A 16,820-nucleotide genomic window follows, 5' to 3' on the forward strand; every position below is an offset into this window, starting at 1 on the left:
TTACTGCTCAATCAAATTTTTTTTCAATAAAAATACTTCTTGATGCAACCTACGTATTTTATTCCTGTCTTTAGGGCAATACTAGTGCAAATTAATTCTTTTTAAACCTGAGCCCAACGAAAAAATACTCAGGTAAATTGGTAGATAACAAAATCAATCTTCAATCATCAACTATTTATCTACTTAAAAACTATAAGATCATGGTCAAATTAAGAAAACTACTTTTACCACTTATCGGAGTGGCACTTCTATCTTTTTCATCATTCGGACAAGAGAAAAAAACAGATTTTTATTTTTCTGGTGGGATGGAAATCATTTTTTCAGGAATGACAGCCAATAACATCAATAACCAAGAATATAGAAATGATGTGATTCGTTTTGCTCCTGTATTTAACGGTCAAACCTATTTCAATATGGATTTAGGCAATCATTTTGGCTTATTTGCAGGATTTTCCATCAAAAACTTAGGATTCATATTTGATGTTCCTGATGAATATAAAGCAGATGCTAGTTCGGGTACTGTTAGAAAGAAAATGAGATCGTATAATGTGGGTGTTCCTGTGGGTTTTAAAGTAGGAAATCTAAATGGGTTCTTCTTATACGGCGGTTATGAAATTGAACAACCTATCCATTATAAAGAGAAAACTTTTGTTGGAGGAAATAAAACGAACAAGTTCTCGATGTGGTTTACCGATAGAGTTACTACCCAACAAAGTGTGATGCTTGGCGTGCAGTTTACAGAAGGATTAAATCTTAAGTTTAAATATTACTTGGATCCATTCTTTAATGAATCATGGGGAAGTGATAAAGAGAATATTCACGGAACAACATTAAGCTATAATCAGATTACTGGCAATGTATTCTACTTCTCTCTCAACTGCGATATTTTTGATACAAAACGCAAAATCAATAGAATTAAAAAAGCTAAAGTTTCTGTTGATTTCTAAAAGACATACATCTCAAAACGAGCTCGTAATATTCGTATTGCGAGCTTTTTTTATATAATTTTCTACCTAGAACTAAACACTAAAATATTTTTTTAAAAAAAATCCTTGTCTAGTGTAACATTTTCAATTCGATTGTATCTAAAGAATTGAAAAACAAAAAAATTAACGCTCTCAATGTTTAACTAATGAAATTTGAAGAAATATATCAGAACTATTGGCAGAAAGTCTTTCGACTTGCAATGGGGTATGTTAATGATCATGACCTTGCCAAGGATCTGACACAAGATGTTTTCATCATTGTGTATCAAAAGCTTTCTACTTTCAATAAGCAATCAAGCATTGGTACTTGGATTTTTAGAATTGCATCAAATACTTGTTTAAGATCGGTAGAGAAACGACAAAAGCAACAAACTACTGACCTTCCGCAAGATTTATCCTCATCCGAAAATCAGTTTGAAGATAATGATCAAATCAAATTCTTATACCAATGTATTTCAACACTTTCTGAAATTGATCGATTGATTATTTCACTTGAACTCGAAGAAGTTCCACAAAATGAAATTGCTGAGATTGTAGGAATATCGAATGGAAATGTTCGTACAAAAATCCACAGAATTAAAGAAAAATTAAATAAAAAAATGTTACGTTATGAGTACTCTTGATTTAAAAAATTTATGGCAACAACAATCTTCTTCACAACCTAGTATTGAAGAAGTTTTGCAAAAGGCGAAATCTTATAAGAAAAAGTCATTACAATCTATTATTGTAAGTTATTTCACTGCTATTGGTATTATTGGATATTTACTTTTTATTGGTTTCTACTATAATCCTGAATTAGTTTTGACCAAAATAGGAATAGGTTTAGCTATAATTGGCACTTTGGTATTCCTCATCTCAAGCAATACCCTACATAAATTGATTAATAGCATTCAATTTGATGAAAATACTATAGATTATATCAAAAAATTAAAAGCAATAAAAGAGCAGCAGAGAAAAATTCAAACCTCAACGATATCTAGTTATTTTATTCTTTTCTCTGCAGGAATGGGAATCTATTTATTCGAACTTTTAGTTGCTCTAAATCCTAACTATTCTATTCCTTTTGTAATTGGAACAGTAATTTGGATCGCTATCAATTGGTTTGTGTTTAGACCAAAAGTCATTAAAAAACAAACAGCTAAAATTGATACTCTAATACAATATTTTGGAGATTTAGAGAAAAGTGCTAATTAAAAAAATAGGATGTCTCAAATATATTTGGGACATCCTATTTTTATATACAAATGAGCTTAGTTTTAAACTCTTCACTCTTCACTCTTCACTCAAAAAACTATCTTCTATCGAATTTACTCAACTCAAATACTTTCTCAAGAATTTGACGATCGTGTATCGTAAACTCCGCCTTACGTCTTGCGAAAACACGTTCAGCTATTTCAATCATTTTATCTAATTCTGCCACATCGTTGGATTCAATCGCTCCCCATGCAAAAGAAGGAATGTGTTTCGGAGGAAAACCACCACCAAAAATATGTGCAGAAACACCTACCACAGTACCTGTGTTAAACATGGTGTTGATCCCTGCCTTACAGTAATCGGCCATCATCATTCCACAGAATTGTTGTCCTGTGCTCACATAATTTCTATCCGCATAGCTCCACACTCTAACTGGTCCATAGTTGTTTTTTAGGTTAGAGTTGTTTGTATCTGCACCTAAATTACACCACTCGCCAACAACAGAATTACCTAAATAACCATCATGGGCTTTATTAGAATAACCAAAAATGACAGAGTTGTTGATCTCTCCTCCTACTTTACAATGAGGACCAAAAGAACAATCTTCTCTAATTTTTGCCCCCATGTTAATACGCGTACCTTCTCCAATAGCACAAGTACCTTGAATAATGACACCTTCCTCGATCACCGCATTTTTACCAATATAAATTGGCCCTTTTTGTGCATTTAGAATCGCAGCTCTAACCTCTACCCCTTCTTCCACAAAAATATTGGCTCTACCATATACTACCGTATGTGGATCTTCGATATGATGCGAGTGTCTACCTCTTGTCACCACCTCAAAGTCCTGCATAATCTGTCCTCTATTTTGAGTAAAGATCTCCCAAGGATGCTTAATTAAAACGACTTCCTCTTGAGGAACTTCAATTCTCTCAAAGTCACCTGCTTCACTATCCAATGTTTCGAATTGATGTGAAGTATGCAATACCAATAAATCTTCTCCACAAACCAAACCTTGCCCTTCTTTCAACTCCTTAATTCGATTAAGCATCGAAGGATTTGGACATAAAGAGCCATTGATATAGTATTGATCGCTACCATGTCTTAAAGGAAACTTTCCTTGAAGATAGTCATCCGTTAAGAAAGATACTTTAGTATCGAAAGCTCTTTCCCACTTTTCAAAGATTTTAAAAATACCCACACGGATATCTGCAATTGGGCGAACAAATGTGAAAGGAAGAAGTTTGACTCTCGTTTTAGGATTGTCGAATAAAATAATATTCATGATCTATGGAGATAATGATAGAACAGCTTAGCGTATCTGCTCTTAAATAACGCACAAAAAATAGTTAGAAACATGATGTTGTTTTTAACTACCACAAAAATGCACTCTTAATTTCGATAAACAAAAAAAGCCATGATTTCATAAAGAAACCATGGCTTTTTGTACAGAAAAATAAAATTATTTTTTACCGTATCTTTTGTTGAACTTGTCAACACGACCAGCTGCTGAGATAGCTGCTTTCTTACCAGTGTAGAACGGGTGAGAAGCTGAAGAAATCTCGACTTTGAATAAAGGATAAGTTTCACCTTCGTGCTCAATAGTCTCAGTTGTAGCAACTGTAGATCCAATAAGGAATTTTTCGTTTGAAGTCAGATCGTGGAATAACACTGTTCTGAACTCCGGATGAATGTCTTGTTTCATCTTATTAATATTTTTAACTTTTTCTGTAATCCCAAATCGAAATGCAAAAGTAGTATATTTAAACTACTGATACAAAATAAATTGCAACTTATTCGATAACAACTATAAATAAATTTAAAAATTGACCTATTTCTTTCAATACCAGGTCGCTACACGAATAACTTTTGCATACGTTTCTACGCTATTGAATTGATTTTCAATATGTACATAGACGATAAATTGTCCATACATTCTTTCTCTAGAATCGACTTCCCCATCCCATTTTATCGCATCTCCCGCAGCCAAGGTATAATTTTGAACAAGTTGTTTTACCAGTTTTCCTGACAAATCGAATACCTCCATTCTGTAGATTCTTAACGCTCTTTCAGAAGAATTCCTTATCTCCAGAAAATCATTCTCTCCATCTTCATTAGGTGTGATGATTGGTGCACTAAACGTTAAACCTCCTAAACTACCCTCTTCATTTTGCGAAAATTGATTTCTAGAATTCTTTTCCCCTGGTGTTGCATAACCCGCACTTTCAGTGGCAGAAGTCCAATTACTTTCCAAATCAGCGTTATCATTATAACTGATACGTTCCAAACTCACATCTTCTGTATCTCTAATATATTGCTGGTGAAACTGATCTCCATAATTCATCTTTTCCCTTACCTCATTTTTATACCACAAACTCAAAATTCCACCCGCATTTGGAAAAGAAGGCAAACTCATTTCAATCACACCTTCTGATGATAAACTCGGATAATAACTCATCAAATACTCTTTATTGCTTGTAAGTACCACCCAAGAATGTGGATGTATCAAATGATACTTCGTTCCTGATATTATCTTTTTACTTTCCGATCCATTAGAAATCACCCAATCATTCAGCAAAACAGGAAGATCAGATGCATTATACAATTCCACAAAATCGGTATTCAAAACAGAAGGATCATAAAGTATTTCTGATAAATGAAGCGAATGAGTCGTTGAGTTTAATGGTATAATTTCGATTTCCTGCCTTTCCGAATTTCCAAAACAATCACTTATCCCCTCAATTATTATTTGATGTTCATTAGTAGATCCATCCCCAACAAAAGAAATGAGTTGATGATCCACCTCCACATCAAATAATGAATAGACAATCGACCCATAATTAATTTTTAAATCTTTCGATTTATTGATGGAAATCTCTTCATCAAAAAAGAGCACTACCGTATCTTCAATGGAAATTGCGTTTTCTATATTCGGTGCATGCTTGTCGTTCCAAACATAATTCACTGAATTGGCTTCCCCTGCCGTTCCTCCTCTTTCGTCATCAGAATACGTCCAATTAAAACGACTGAAACAATCGCTCGATATATCAATACGTTCCATCGACCATCCCCCCTCTTTCTTTTGGGAATCATCCAATTGATCGATATCGTAAAAGACTTCATCGACCAACTCATTTTCGGTATTGATGAGTTGTATATACCCCTCATCATTTCTCAAAATCGGAAAGTTATCAACACCTATCACTTGGATATCTTTATCAAATAGATTTTCAGCATCTTGATCACACAAGACCACGTATCCTCCCGGAATAATCCAATCATTTGGTAAGTCAATTGTATCCCCATTACTTAACATTCTGCACTCAGACAGGTACAAGTAGTCGTTCGATGTGTTGTGTATTTCTATATACTCTGTTTCAGGCATTTTGACTATTGGTGAATGATCAATCATCAACTCACTTACTAACATTTGTTGATATTTAACTTTCTGAGGCAATACAAAGGGTTTTTGATAGTAAAATTGAAAGTTGCTAAAACAATCAACAAAGTTATCAACAGTTAAAAATATCAACATTCCGGTCGGTAAATCATGATCGAAGCTGATGTTCAGGGTATAGTTATCAACAATTTCGAGGTTATTCACAGAGTTATCAACATTCAACAAGGAGTAATTGCTTGTACTATTCACAGAATTTCCCAACACCTTTTTATTGAATTTCACCTGAATTGTTCGAGTACCAACACCTTTAATCTCATCAACTTCAATAGGTTGACTATCTTCTAAAAGTGCAAAAACAGAATTTTCAACACCCACAGTACTTCCAGAGGAATGTTGACAACTTTTCCAATTTTGATGTGCATCACAAAAAAATTGTGGATCAATTCTTTCTAATGATTGTCCACCATTTAAATGTGCTTGGGTATCGAAATATAGAGGATAACTGACTTCATCGTACATCTGATCATCGAACCATAACTGAATATTTCCTTTACTATTTAATAAGCCTGAAAAATTATCCAATGGTAAGACATGAGCTACTTCTTCAAATAAAAACAACTCTTGAGGCTTTGTGAAAACTAGAAACTCTCCTGCCTTTACTACTCGATGAGGCAACTTGATTTTCTTTTCATCAATTATCAAATAGCCGCCAAAAAAAGAAACATTTTGAGCAGTGGGATTGTGTAATTCTATAAACTCAGCATTTGGGCTTCCTAGAGATGGAGTTGGGTCGATCATCAATTCATTTAATACAATACTACCCATCTCGGGAAGCAAGGGGACTTCAATTGAACATATCGTATCCTCCTTCATTTTATTTTGATGCACATCTTCAACACCTGCATGAACTATAAGCTCCAGTATTTCTCCATAATTGATAGAAGAAGACAAATCTAATCTCAGCGTATTTTCTTCTAATTCTTGTGCTGAAATTTCTTCCCCCTCAATTGTTACACGTCCGGTGATCATGCTTTCTTCATTTATCAACTCAGAAAAAATCACAGAGACTGTATATCTATCGATTAATTCCACCTCTTTCACTTTTGGTGGAACATTATCCCATTGAAATGATATGGCATGTTCTTTTATCAAATAGCCTGAACAAGTTTGACCACTTTTAATAGTTAATATCTGCTCAACGTTGTTCTGTAATTCATCTTTTAAAGTGATGTACACTTGAGTATCATCAATAAATTGATATTGGATATTTTCTGCTTCTAAAAAATCCAACTTCTCTATTGCTTTTTTAAAACGAAGTACGACATGATGATGATCGATAATACTGAGTTCAACAAATAGTACTTCGAAGTCTTGATAAAGGAGGGAGTCCACATCAGAAAATATAACTTCTTCAATAAGATCAGAAGAGAAATCATTTTCATCTTTTAGACCAATCAGTTTTAAAACATCAGCATCTTTAATAGGTAATTGAATGATCTTTTTTCCACAACTCGACCATTCATACTCATATAAAGTGTTATTTATAAATATGGAATCACAGGAAATGATCTCTTCACTGAAAACTATAAAAGCGGTGGAATCCTTCTTTATGTAAGTTTCCAATTTTGGAGGAGTGATATCATACACAAACTTTAGGTATCGATTATTAATCACATTGCCTTGAAGGTCCTCGATATTTTTTATCTGTAATGTATAAGTGGTCAGTTCAACCAAAGCTTCCGTATCAAAAGAAAGTAAAATCTCCTGACCCGAGATCAATTTAACTTCACTTACTGCTGTATTGTATAAGGCATAATTGAAACGATCTTCCAATCGTTTCACCTCCTCTGAAAATTTAATGTAAAACTGATTTGGAGGATGGAAATAATAAACGACTATTTTCGGCTTTTGGGTATCATAATATAAATTGACGGTAGAACTCAATACATTTCCTTTATGATCAGAAATGCCGGAAAGTGTCAAATCAAAAACAGTATTCTCAGGGAAAGTCTCCTCAAAATATAAAATCATTTGATGTTCATTGATGCTAAACTCTTTGACCGTATGTCCCTCAAAAGATATTTCTGACGTTTCCAGTAGTTGGACTTCTTCAGAAAATTCTAGTGAAACCGAAAAAGGAGTTAGTATAGAGGTTTGTACAATTTTAGGAGGTTGGGAATCGGTGTAAACTGTATCAAAAGAAGATTCCAATAAGATATTTTGATCTTCATCACATAGATAAGAATAGGAAATAGATATAGCATCATATTCTTGCATACCGTTTTGAAGTGAGAGTACCAAGCTTTCTTTGGAATCAAAGAATACACTATCTAAAGTTTTATCATTCACATTAAATTGTGATACATCACCACAATCCAAAAAAATCGGCTCATCAAATTTTAATTTTATTTGTTGATGATCCAAGAAAGAAACATCTACTAATTTGGGAGGCGTGAGATCTGTGTGTCTGATCTTCTTTTTAAAACTGAAGTCTTTATAGAAAAAAGCAGCACCTCGACTGCTTGATGTAAACAGAGATGACAGTCCGACTTTATATGCATCTTCCTCTAAATGTATATCAAATACTCCGAGAAGTTGGTGATTAACCTTTAAAGTGAATTGATGGCCGATCAACTGCACTTCGACTGTATTCCAATCTTGATAAATCCAATCGGTTTCTATTTCAAAAATGACTTGATCAAGATGTCTTACTTTAATGTAGGAACCCAAATCAACTTCAAGAAGGTCATCAAAAAGTAATAAACTGGAATAGTTTGTTTTTTGTAAAGAAGATGAGATCGAAAAATCATGCTTTATATAGATAAGCCATTCTAAGGTATCCTTATTAAAAGAGTAAGGAAAATCATTTTTATAAAGAAAGTCTATTTTTCGTTGACCACTTCCTGACGCAAAATTGGATTGAATTGTTGTATTATCTAAAAATAAATAATTTCCACTAGGTATATCGCCTGAGGAAAAGAGTTTTGTATTCCAATTTTCTTGAGCTGAAAAGTCAGAAAATACATCAATGGTTTGTGCTTGAATCCTAGTAGAAAAAAACACACAATAGAGTACATATAATAATGTAAAAAAGCGTATTTGTGAGTACATAGTTATGAATCGTTGAACTAGCAATGAGAATAGTGAGAGAAGTCACTATTGATAAGAACTTTTGTCATACACAAGTTGGCAAAATAGAAATACATTTGCAACGGATAATTCTGATAAAAGCGCACAGTCGGGAGTGATTTTCACCCTTGGCTGTGTTTTTTTTGTCTAAAAAGTAACAAATGTCATTTTTTTTTGGATAAATAGTGATAGTTATCTTAAATTAGTCACGCTTTTATCAGAATTATCCATTTATATTTAAAAAGATGAAATTGGTACAACCCACTTGTGCACTAGAAGCTAAGGGAAGCCAATCTTTGTTTTCTTGTCTTACTCCTGAACAATTAGAGAAAGTAAAGCAACATACTTGTCACTTCTTTAAAAAAGGGCAACCTATCTTTCAGGAAGAGTCCGTTCCCACGGGTGTCTTTTGTATTAGCGAAGGTCTTGTAAAAGTGACTAAGCTAGGGAGTAATGGAAAGGAACAAATTTTACGAATTGCCAAGCCTGGCGATTTCGTAGGTTACAAATCCTTAATTAAAGGAAGTCGTTACCGTGCTTCAGCCATAGCTATTGAAGATTCATCAATTTGTCACATTCCCAAAGCTATCTTTATGGAATTGCTTCATGAAAATGTTGCGTTCTATCAACAAATCGTCCATTTACTGTGTGAAGTTATCGACAATGCCGAATCAAAATTAACGGATATCGCCTACAAACCTGTAAGAGGTAGAATTGCGGAAGCACTATTGCTTTTGGATAAAGCTTTTGAAGACAAAGAACAGATCACACTTACTCGTGAAGACTTGGCAGGCCTGGTTGGAACAGTAAAAGAAACTGCGATAAGAATCATATCGGAGTTTAAACACGAAAAATTGATTGAGATCAATAAAAGGAGTATCAAGATTATCAATCCGGATGGGTTGGTAAAAATTAGTCATTTATACGACTAAGATAACTCTAAGAAATCAAGAAATATTTTAGTAGCCATCGACCTCACCCGTCATGGCTATTTTTTTATCCAATAATTGACTGAAAGATGGAAAAACTGCCATCATTCATTATCAAAAGCTAAAACAAAGAATTTAAACATCAACTTTAACAGATAAGATAAACTATTAAATAGGGTATTATTCGATGACTTAAGGTTTTATAAAAATCATAAAAAAGTTAATCGATTAAATCTTTTTTGACAATTATCGTTATTGAATATTATAAAATTAGTACTTTTGCAGTTCGAAAAGGTACAACCTCCTATTTACGTCAAATAGAGGTATCAACTAAAGAACAAACCCTATTCCAACCATGAAAAGAGATGATATCATCTTTGATCTTATAGATCGCGAAAAAGAAAGACAAATTTCTGGCATCGAATTGATTGCTTCAGAAAACTTCGCCTCAGAACAAGTGATGGCAGCCATGGGTAGTGTATTGACTAACAAATACGCTGAAGGCCTACCAGGTAAACGTTATTACGGGGGTTGTGAAGTAGTTGATGAGGTAGAAAACCTTGCTATCGACCGTCTTAAAGAACTATTTGGTGCGGCTTGGGCCAATGTTCAACCTCACTCTGGTGCACAAGCAAACGCAGCAGTTATGTTAGCTGTTTTAAAGCCAGGTGATAAAATTTTGGGTTTTGACTTATCTCACGGTGGTCACTTAACTCACGGTTCTCCAGTAAACTTCTCTGGAAAACTTTACAAGCCAACATTCTATGGTGTAGAAAAAGAAACTGGTTTAATCGACTTCGATAAAGTGGTTGAAACTGCTCGTAAAGAAAAGCCACAATTAATTATTGCTGGTGCTTCTGCTTATTCTCGTGAGTGGGATTACGCTAAATTACGTGCTGTAGCTGACGAAATCGGAGCTTTATTAATGGCCGATATTTCTCACCCTTCAGGATTGATTGCAAAAGGTAAACTAAACGATCCTATCAAACACTGTCATATCGTAACTACAACAACTCATAAAACTCTTCGTGGACCAAGAGGTGGTGTAATTATGATGGGCGAGGACTTTGAAAACCCATGGGGATTAAAAACTCCAAAAGGTAAAACTCGTATGATGTCTTCTTTATTAGACTCAGGTGTTTTCCCTGGTACTCAAGGTGGTCCATTAGAGCACGTAATCGCAGCTAAAGCTATCGCTTTCGGTGAGGCTTTAACTCCAGAGTATGATGCTTATGTAACACAAGTACAAAAGAACGCTCAAGAAATGGCAAAACACTTCTTGGCTAAAGGTTATGAAATCATTTCAGGTGGTACAGACAACCACATGATGTTGATCGACCTTCGTTCGAAAAACTTGACAGGTAAGATCGCTGAAAATACATTAATCAAAGCGGATATTACTATCAACAAAAACATGGTACCATTCGATGACAAATCTCCATTTGTTACTTCAGGTATGCGTGTTGGTACTGCAGCCGTGACTACTCGTGGTCTTAAGGAAGCAGATATGGGTAAAATCGTTGACTTCATCGATCGCGTATTGATGAACCACGAAAATGATGCTGAAATTGAGAAAGTGAGAGCTGAGATCAATGAGTGGATGCGTCAGTTCCCATTGTTCCAATGGTAATAGGATATTCTCCTTTATAATAAGAAGCTAAGTTCAGCAATGGACTTAGCTTTTTTTGTATCCAACAAATGGATCATAATCAAATAGTTATTTTTGACATCTTATTTTATTATCTTAATAATTGTAATAAATCCAAACCAACAACCACAAAGAATCTTTAAAACCGTTAAAAAACATATAAATAATTAAATACTATCATGAAAAATCTATCAATCATCATCTTAACTTTACTATCATTTTCTTTTATAAGTTGTGATAATAACGACAATGGGGAAAACCCTACTAATGATCCAAGTATTTCTATCGATAATAAACAAGAGGTTTTAGAGGTGTATCCTTTACAACCCGTTCAATTGGATGTTCTAGCCAAAACAAATAGTAGTGCACCTATTAGTGATATTGACGGCACTCCAGAAGGATCTTGTATGGAGAGTCAAGACACTACTCTAAATGCCAACGAGGGTTATTTAAATTATAATCAATCCGCTCCTTATACTAATGGGGAATATGTTATCAATTTTACTGCTTATACTGATGAAGGTAAAACGGCCAATGTAAGACAACAAATTAGAGTAGTTGGCGAGCCTTTCATTATAGAAATTGATAGTACAGGAATTCCTGATTTAGCATTTGAAAATGCTAAGTTTACAGTAAAAGGTACTTTAAAATCTGTTTTGCCATTTAATGGAACAAGTACTTCAGTTGATGTACCTGCCCAAACAGGAATTCAATTTAGTACTAGTGCTTTAGAAAGTACTTTTGATGCTGTAGTGGACAATACTCTTGCTGGATTACCTCAATCACCAAGGACTGCTTTCGATGTAAAAAGTCATTCCCTTGAAAAAGATAGTAATGGATATTATACATATAACTTTGAAGTGACCTACACTGTCACAAGACCTAGTGTTGATTCAGAACTACCACAAAATGAATTCACAATCAACATCACTTATAATTATTTTGACTCTACAGTAAAATGCACTTCTGATGCTGATCCAATGTTTGGAACATGGTCTAAAACAGTGATTATACAAGATAATTAACAAAGAGTTTATCAAATATTAATTTATAAGGTGTTCGTTTTCAAAGATGAACACCTTATTTTTATGGTGTAATTATGAATTATTTAGACATTTATAAGTGCTAAATTGTTGGTAATCAAAAAATAATGTTCTACCTTTGCCCGTCGCAAACGTTCACCCGTTTTGCGTGTTCAGGTCGAAGTATTTACAACTTGCTGTTTTACAGGAACGTAAATGCTTCAAGTTTTAAATTAATAAAACGTACAATACAGTGGATACACTCAGTTACAAAACTGTTTCAGTAAACAAAGCTACAGCTCAAAAAGAGTGGGTTTTGATCGACGCTGAAGGTAAGACATTGGGACGTTTGGCTACTGAAATTGCCATGTACTTACGTGGTAAGAAGAAGCCTAGCTTTACACCAAATGTTGACTGTGGAGATAACGTAGTTGTTATCAATGCAGAAAAAGTGAAGCTTTCAGGTAAAAAGTGGGACGAAAAAGTATACCTTCGTTACTCTGGTTACCCAGGTGGTTTGAAATCAAGAACTGCTACAGAAATGAAAGCAAAGTTCCCTACAAGATTAGTAGAGAACGCAGTTAAAGGCATGTTGCCGAAAGGAAGATTGGGACGTGATTTATACCGTAACTTGTATGTATATGCAGGTGGCGAGCACAAGCACGAAGCTCAACAACCAAAGAAAATTGAACTTTAATTAAATTAAGTGATGGAAGTAATTAACACTTCAGGCAGAAGAAAGACTTCTGTAGCAAGAATTTACCTGAGTCAAGGTGAAGGAAAGATTACTGTCAACAAACGTGAGTTTGGTGATTATTTCCCATCTGAGGTTTTGCAAATCAAAGTGCAACAACCATTAGAATTGACTAATGAGTCTGGCAAGTACGATATTAGCGTAAACGTGCAAGGTGGTGGTATTAACGGACAAGCGGAAGCAGTTCGTTTAGCGATCTCTAAAGCACTTTGCGAAATCAACGCAGAACACAGATTGACATTGAAACCAGAAGGTTTCTTGACTCGTGACCCTCGTATGGTGGAAAGAAAGAAACCAGGTCGCAGAAAAGCGAGAAGAAAATTCCAATTCTCGAAACGTTAATCTTGTATTTTGTATTGCCGGCTATCGATGGTCTTCTCAGAAGACTATCAGCCGAGCTGCATAAATACGTTTTGCAAAAACAATCTACTTGTTAGAACAATGAAAAATTTAGAATATAAAGAACTGCTTGACGCAGGCGTTCACTTTGGTCACTTGACCAGAAAGTGGAATCCAAAGATGGCTCCTTACATCTTCATGGAGCGCAATGGTATCCACATCATTGACCTGAACAAAACAAAGACTGCTTTAGAGCAAGCACAAAACGCTCTAAAAAATATTGTAAAGTCTGGTCGTAAAGTGATGTTTGTTGCTACTAAAAAGCAAGCAAAAGACATCGTTGCTCAAGAAGCGGCAAGACTAAAAATGCCTTTCGTTACTGAGCGTTGGTTAGGTGGTATGTTAACTAACTTCCAAACAGTACGTAAGTCATTGAAAAAAATGTCGTCTATCGACAAATTAATGAAGTCGGATGAGTACAACTCTCTTGCAAAGCGTGAGCGTCTTATGATGCAACGTGAGCGTGAGAAGTTAGAAAGAGTATTGGGTGGTATTGCTGACCAAACTCGTCTTCCAGCTGCATTGTTTATCATTGACGTGAAGCGTGAGTCTATCGCTGTAAAAGAAGCTCAAAAATTGGGTATTCCTGTATTTGCAATGGTTGATACTAACTCAAACCCAGAGGGTGTTGATTTCGTTATCCCTGCAAATGACGACGCATTCAAATCTGTAAGTGCTATCATGGGTGCTGTAGGTTCTGCGATCGAAGAAGGAATTGGCGAGCGTAAGAAAGAGCGTGACGAAGCTGCATCTGCTGCTGCTGAAGCAGAAAAGAAAGCGGCTGACGAAGCTTCTAATGAGTAATTCTTATCTCGTTTACCTTTAAATTTTGAATAAAAATGGATATTAAAGATATCAAAGAGCTTGAAGCTAAACTTCACGAATTAAAAGTGAAGCAAGGCGATATCTTCAAGCAAAAGAAAGCGGACCGCGACGCTGCAGCTTTAGAAGCTATCCGTACTGAGATGGCTGAAGTTAAAGCTAAAGTTAAAGAAGGTTTAGCTGCTAATAAAGCTTCTAAATAAGCATAACTTATTTGGGTTTTAACCAAACCCGCATCGTACTAGTACCTTGCGGGTTTGTTCGTATAAATTTAAGGTAGTTTACTACCATTTGTTTAACCTCTTTTTTAAATCATAAAGAGATGGCTATCACAGCACAAGACGTAAAAAAGCTTCGTACTATGACTGGTGCGGGTATGATGGACTGTAAAAAAGCACTTTCAGAAGCTGAAGGTGATTTGGACAAAGCAGTTGAAATCCTTCGTAAAAAAGGTCAAAAATTGGCAGCTAAAAGAGCTGACAGAGAGACTACTGAAGGTCAAGTTTTCGTTTATTCTAGCGATGACAACTCAAAAGCAGTTGCTTTAGCTTTCGCTTGCGAAACTGAGCCTGTATCTGTAAACGACGAATTCAAAGCTTTAGGTCAAAGCTTATTGGATGCTGCTGTTGCTGCAGACGCTAAAACTGCTGAGGAAGTTCTTGCACTTACTGTTGATGGTGTAGCTGCTACTGAAGCTATCACAGCATTAACTGCTAAGATGGGTGAGAAAATGGAAATCTCTGGCTACGCTAACGTAGAAGGTGCTGCTGTTGCTGCTTATAAGCACGGTGCTTCTATCGCTGTATTAGTTGAGCTTTCTGAGGCTGCAGACGAAGCTGTATTAGAAGCTGGTAGAAACGTAGGTATGCAAGTTGCTGCTATGCGTCCATTGGCTCTAGCTGCTGAAGATGTAGATCCTACATTAATTGCTAAAGAAAAAGAAATCGGTGTTGAGCGTGCTCGTCAAGAAGGTAAGCCTGAGAATATCTTAGAGCGTATCGCTGAAGGTTACGTGAAGAAATTCTTAAAAGAAAACACTCTTCTTGAGCAAGCTTACGTTAAAGATCCTAGCCAATCGGTGAAGAACTACGTAGGTAGCGTGAAATCTGGTATGGTTGTAAAATCATTCAACAGAGTTTCAACTGGTAAGTAATTTTATTCCAACAAGGAATTAATTATATATGAAAGGTCATCCTATTTGTTTAGGGTGACCTTTTTTTCGTTGGTGATGATTTATGAAACGACTCTGTTGAAATTAAAAATGAAAAGTTAAAAATGAAAAACGTAGTTAGTAACAATAACGTGTAGAAATTAAAAGTGAAAAATTTAGAATGAAAAATGTAATTAGTTACAATAACGTGTAGGTGGGGTAATTAATACTGGCGCAGATGTTAAGCGATAGCGACATCTGTGTCTAAGAAACGTTAGAGAGGTCTCCCGACCTCGTTTTTAATTGATTATATATATCTACATAAAACACATATCAAGTTTAAATGATATCACTAGAAACACCCCAACGTTAGCTCCAGTAACCACGTTTTTAACTTTTCATTTTTAATTTTTAATTTTATACTTTTCATTTCAAAAAAAAAGACTCCTCACCGAAGTAAGAAGTCTTTCTTTTTATAGCTCGCTTATAGAATTAGTTAGACCATAGGTCTGATTCGAACTCTACAAGGTCATATTTGTATTCTAAACCTTTCATCAAAGCGATATCACCTTTAGCATCTCCATACAATAAAGCAATGTCTTTATCTTGTGTATTAGAGTATTTAGTGATCTTACCATCATGTAACAATAGATCGAAAGCATCTGAAAGGTTTTTACTTTCTGCTAAGTTTCTATCGTTATACCAAAGTGCGTCTCTGTTCTCTTTGAAAAGGTTTTCTACTACCTCTTTGTATGAGAATGAAGCAACTTGTCTTTCCAAAGTACCACCGTTGTTTTCAGCAGGAAGAACTAGTGTCAACACTTGAATATCGTGGATCCACTTACCTCTTCTTCGGTCAAACAAGATATCTACTTGAACATCCATTAAATAGATGTCTTCAGGATAAACTTCGTCTGAAGAAGCAGCTACTGCACCAGCGCCGCCGCTTCCGCCGCCGCCCCAGCTATCGCCTGAGTCACCCCAGCCGCCGCCGCCGCCGCCCCAATCGTCGCCGCCGCCCCAGTCGTCACCGCCGCCTGAGTCACCACCTAGATTAGGCTTCTTAACACGCTCTTTGAATTCGTCAATAGTAAGACGCTTTTTCAAAGAATCATTTTCATATGGTCTAAGTAAGCTACTCTTCACGGCATCAATCATCAGTTTTGGTAACCATCTATTCTTAGCGAAGAATGGCTGATTCATTTTATCGTTCAGGTTAACTCTGTACCATACTGTTCTTTTAAACATAATGTCTGCATTACGAACAGGTCTCACAGAGTGCTTATTCCATTCACTCTCATCAATCTCCTGAGCGTAAGCCATGCTAGCAAATACTGTAAATGCTAGTAAAAGTATTCCTCTTAGACTTTTCATAATATTTAATTCT

15 protein-coding genes are annotated in these 16,820 nt (G+C 35.4%); 11 read left to right on the forward strand and 4 right to left on the reverse strand.

What is annotated here, in order from left to right; all coding sequences use genetic code 11:
• Window positions 1-200 precede the first annotated feature (200 nt).
• The 3 genes from KMW28_RS20245 to KMW28_RS20255 all read left to right on the forward strand — a co-directional run bounded on the left by KMW28_RS20245 (window position 201) and on the right by KMW28_RS20255 (window position 2,180).
• Window positions 201-947 (forward strand): hypothetical protein, encoded by a 747-nt coding sequence (locus KMW28_RS20245; protein ID WP_169666392.1) that lies wholly within the window; start codon window positions 201-203, stop codon window positions 945-947.
• Window positions 948-1,132: 185 nt separating this feature from the next.
• A complete protein-coding gene (locus KMW28_RS20250) occupies window positions 1,133-1,609 on the forward strand; it encodes an RNA polymerase sigma factor (RefSeq protein ID WP_169666393.1) in 477 nt (158 codons plus the stop codon).
• A complete protein-coding gene (locus KMW28_RS20255; RefSeq protein WP_169666394.1) occupies window positions 1,596-2,180 on the forward strand; it encodes a hypothetical protein in 585 nt (194 codons plus the stop codon). Before KMW28_RS20250 ends, KMW28_RS20255 begins: the two co-directional genes overlap by 14 nt.
• Before the next feature lie 97 nt (window positions 2,181-2,277).
• Here the strand turns inward: KMW28_RS20255 and KMW28_RS20260 are convergent, their stop codons facing one another.
• The 3 genes from KMW28_RS20260 to KMW28_RS20270 all read right to left on the reverse strand — a co-directional run bounded on the left by KMW28_RS20260 (window position 2,278) and on the right by KMW28_RS20270 (window position 8,691).
• On the reverse strand, window positions 2,278-3,465 hold the full coding sequence (locus tag KMW28_RS20260) for a GlmU family protein (RefSeq protein WP_183364008.1): 1,188 nt from the start codon (window positions 3,463-3,465) through the stop codon (window positions 2,278-2,280).
• 177 nt (window positions 3,466-3,642) lie between these two features.
• Window positions 3,643-3,885 carry a type B 50S ribosomal protein L31 gene (locus tag KMW28_RS20265; RefSeq protein ID WP_066211405.1) on the reverse strand — a complete coding sequence of 81 codons (243 nt, stop codon included), beginning with the start codon at window positions 3,883-3,885 and terminating at the stop codon, window positions 3,643-3,645.
• Window positions 3,886-4,020: 135 nt separating this feature from the next.
• Entirely contained in the window at window positions 4,021-8,691 is a 4,671-nt protein-coding gene (locus KMW28_RS20270; RefSeq protein WP_169666395.1) for a lamin tail domain-containing protein, read from the reverse strand.
• Between the two features lie 263 nt (window positions 8,692-8,954).
• On the opposite strand from KMW28_RS20270, the gene KMW28_RS20275 reads away from it, so the two are divergent.
• From KMW28_RS20275 to tsf, 8 genes are all read left to right on the forward strand, one after another.
• Entirely contained in the window at window positions 8,955-9,641 is a 687-nt protein-coding gene (locus tag KMW28_RS20275) for a Crp/Fnr family transcriptional regulator (RefSeq protein ID WP_066211401.1), read from the forward strand.
• Between the two features lie 352 nt (window positions 9,642-9,993).
• Window positions 9,994-11,268, forward strand: a complete 1,275-nt coding sequence (gene glyA / locus KMW28_RS20280; RefSeq protein WP_066211400.1) for a serine hydroxymethyltransferase — start codon at window positions 9,994-9,996, stop codon at window positions 11,266-11,268.
• Between the two features lie 197 nt (window positions 11,269-11,465).
• Window positions 11,466-12,311 carry a hypothetical protein gene (locus KMW28_RS20285; RefSeq protein ID WP_169666396.1) on the forward strand — a complete coding sequence of 282 codons (846 nt, stop codon included), beginning with the start codon at window positions 11,466-11,468 and terminating at the stop codon, window positions 12,309-12,311.
• A 250-nt stretch (window positions 12,312-12,561) separates the two neighbouring features.
• Window positions 12,562-13,005, forward strand: a complete 444-nt coding sequence (rplM, locus tag KMW28_RS20290) for a 50S ribosomal protein L13 (RefSeq protein WP_066211397.1) — start codon at window positions 12,562-12,564, stop codon at window positions 13,003-13,005.
• Window positions 13,006-13,017: 12 nt separating this feature from the next.
• On the forward strand, window positions 13,018-13,404 hold the full coding sequence (rpsI, locus tag KMW28_RS20295) for a 30S ribosomal protein S9 (RefSeq protein WP_066211395.1): 387 nt from the start codon (window positions 13,018-13,020) through the stop codon (window positions 13,402-13,404).
• A 99-nt stretch (window positions 13,405-13,503) separates the two neighbouring features.
• Window positions 13,504-14,265: a 30S ribosomal protein S2 gene (gene rpsB / locus KMW28_RS20300; protein ID WP_066211391.1), complete on the forward strand. Its 762-nt coding sequence runs from the start codon at window positions 13,504-13,506 to the stop codon at window positions 14,263-14,265.
• Between the two features lie 35 nt (window positions 14,266-14,300).
• Window positions 14,301-14,486 (forward strand): hypothetical protein, encoded by a 186-nt coding sequence (locus KMW28_RS20305; protein ID WP_066211389.1) that lies wholly within the window; start codon window positions 14,301-14,303, stop codon window positions 14,484-14,486.
• Between the two features lie 119 nt (window positions 14,487-14,605).
• A complete protein-coding gene (gene tsf, locus KMW28_RS20310) occupies window positions 14,606-15,436 on the forward strand; it encodes a translation elongation factor Ts (RefSeq protein WP_066211387.1) in 831 nt (276 codons plus the stop codon).
• Window positions 15,437-15,925: 489 nt separating this feature from the next.
• Here the strand turns inward: tsf and KMW28_RS20315 are convergent, their stop codons facing one another.
• Window positions 15,926-16,807: a hypothetical protein gene (locus KMW28_RS20315; protein WP_066211385.1), complete on the reverse strand. Its 882-nt coding sequence runs from the start codon at window positions 16,805-16,807 to the stop codon at window positions 15,926-15,928.
• Between the last annotated feature and the right edge of the window lie 13 nt (window positions 16,808-16,820).

It is taken from the genome of Flammeovirga yaeyamensis, assembly GCF_018736045.1.
Taxonomy (GTDB): Bacteria; Bacteroidota; Bacteroidia; order Cytophagales; family Flammeovirgaceae; genus Flammeovirga; species Flammeovirga yaeyamensis.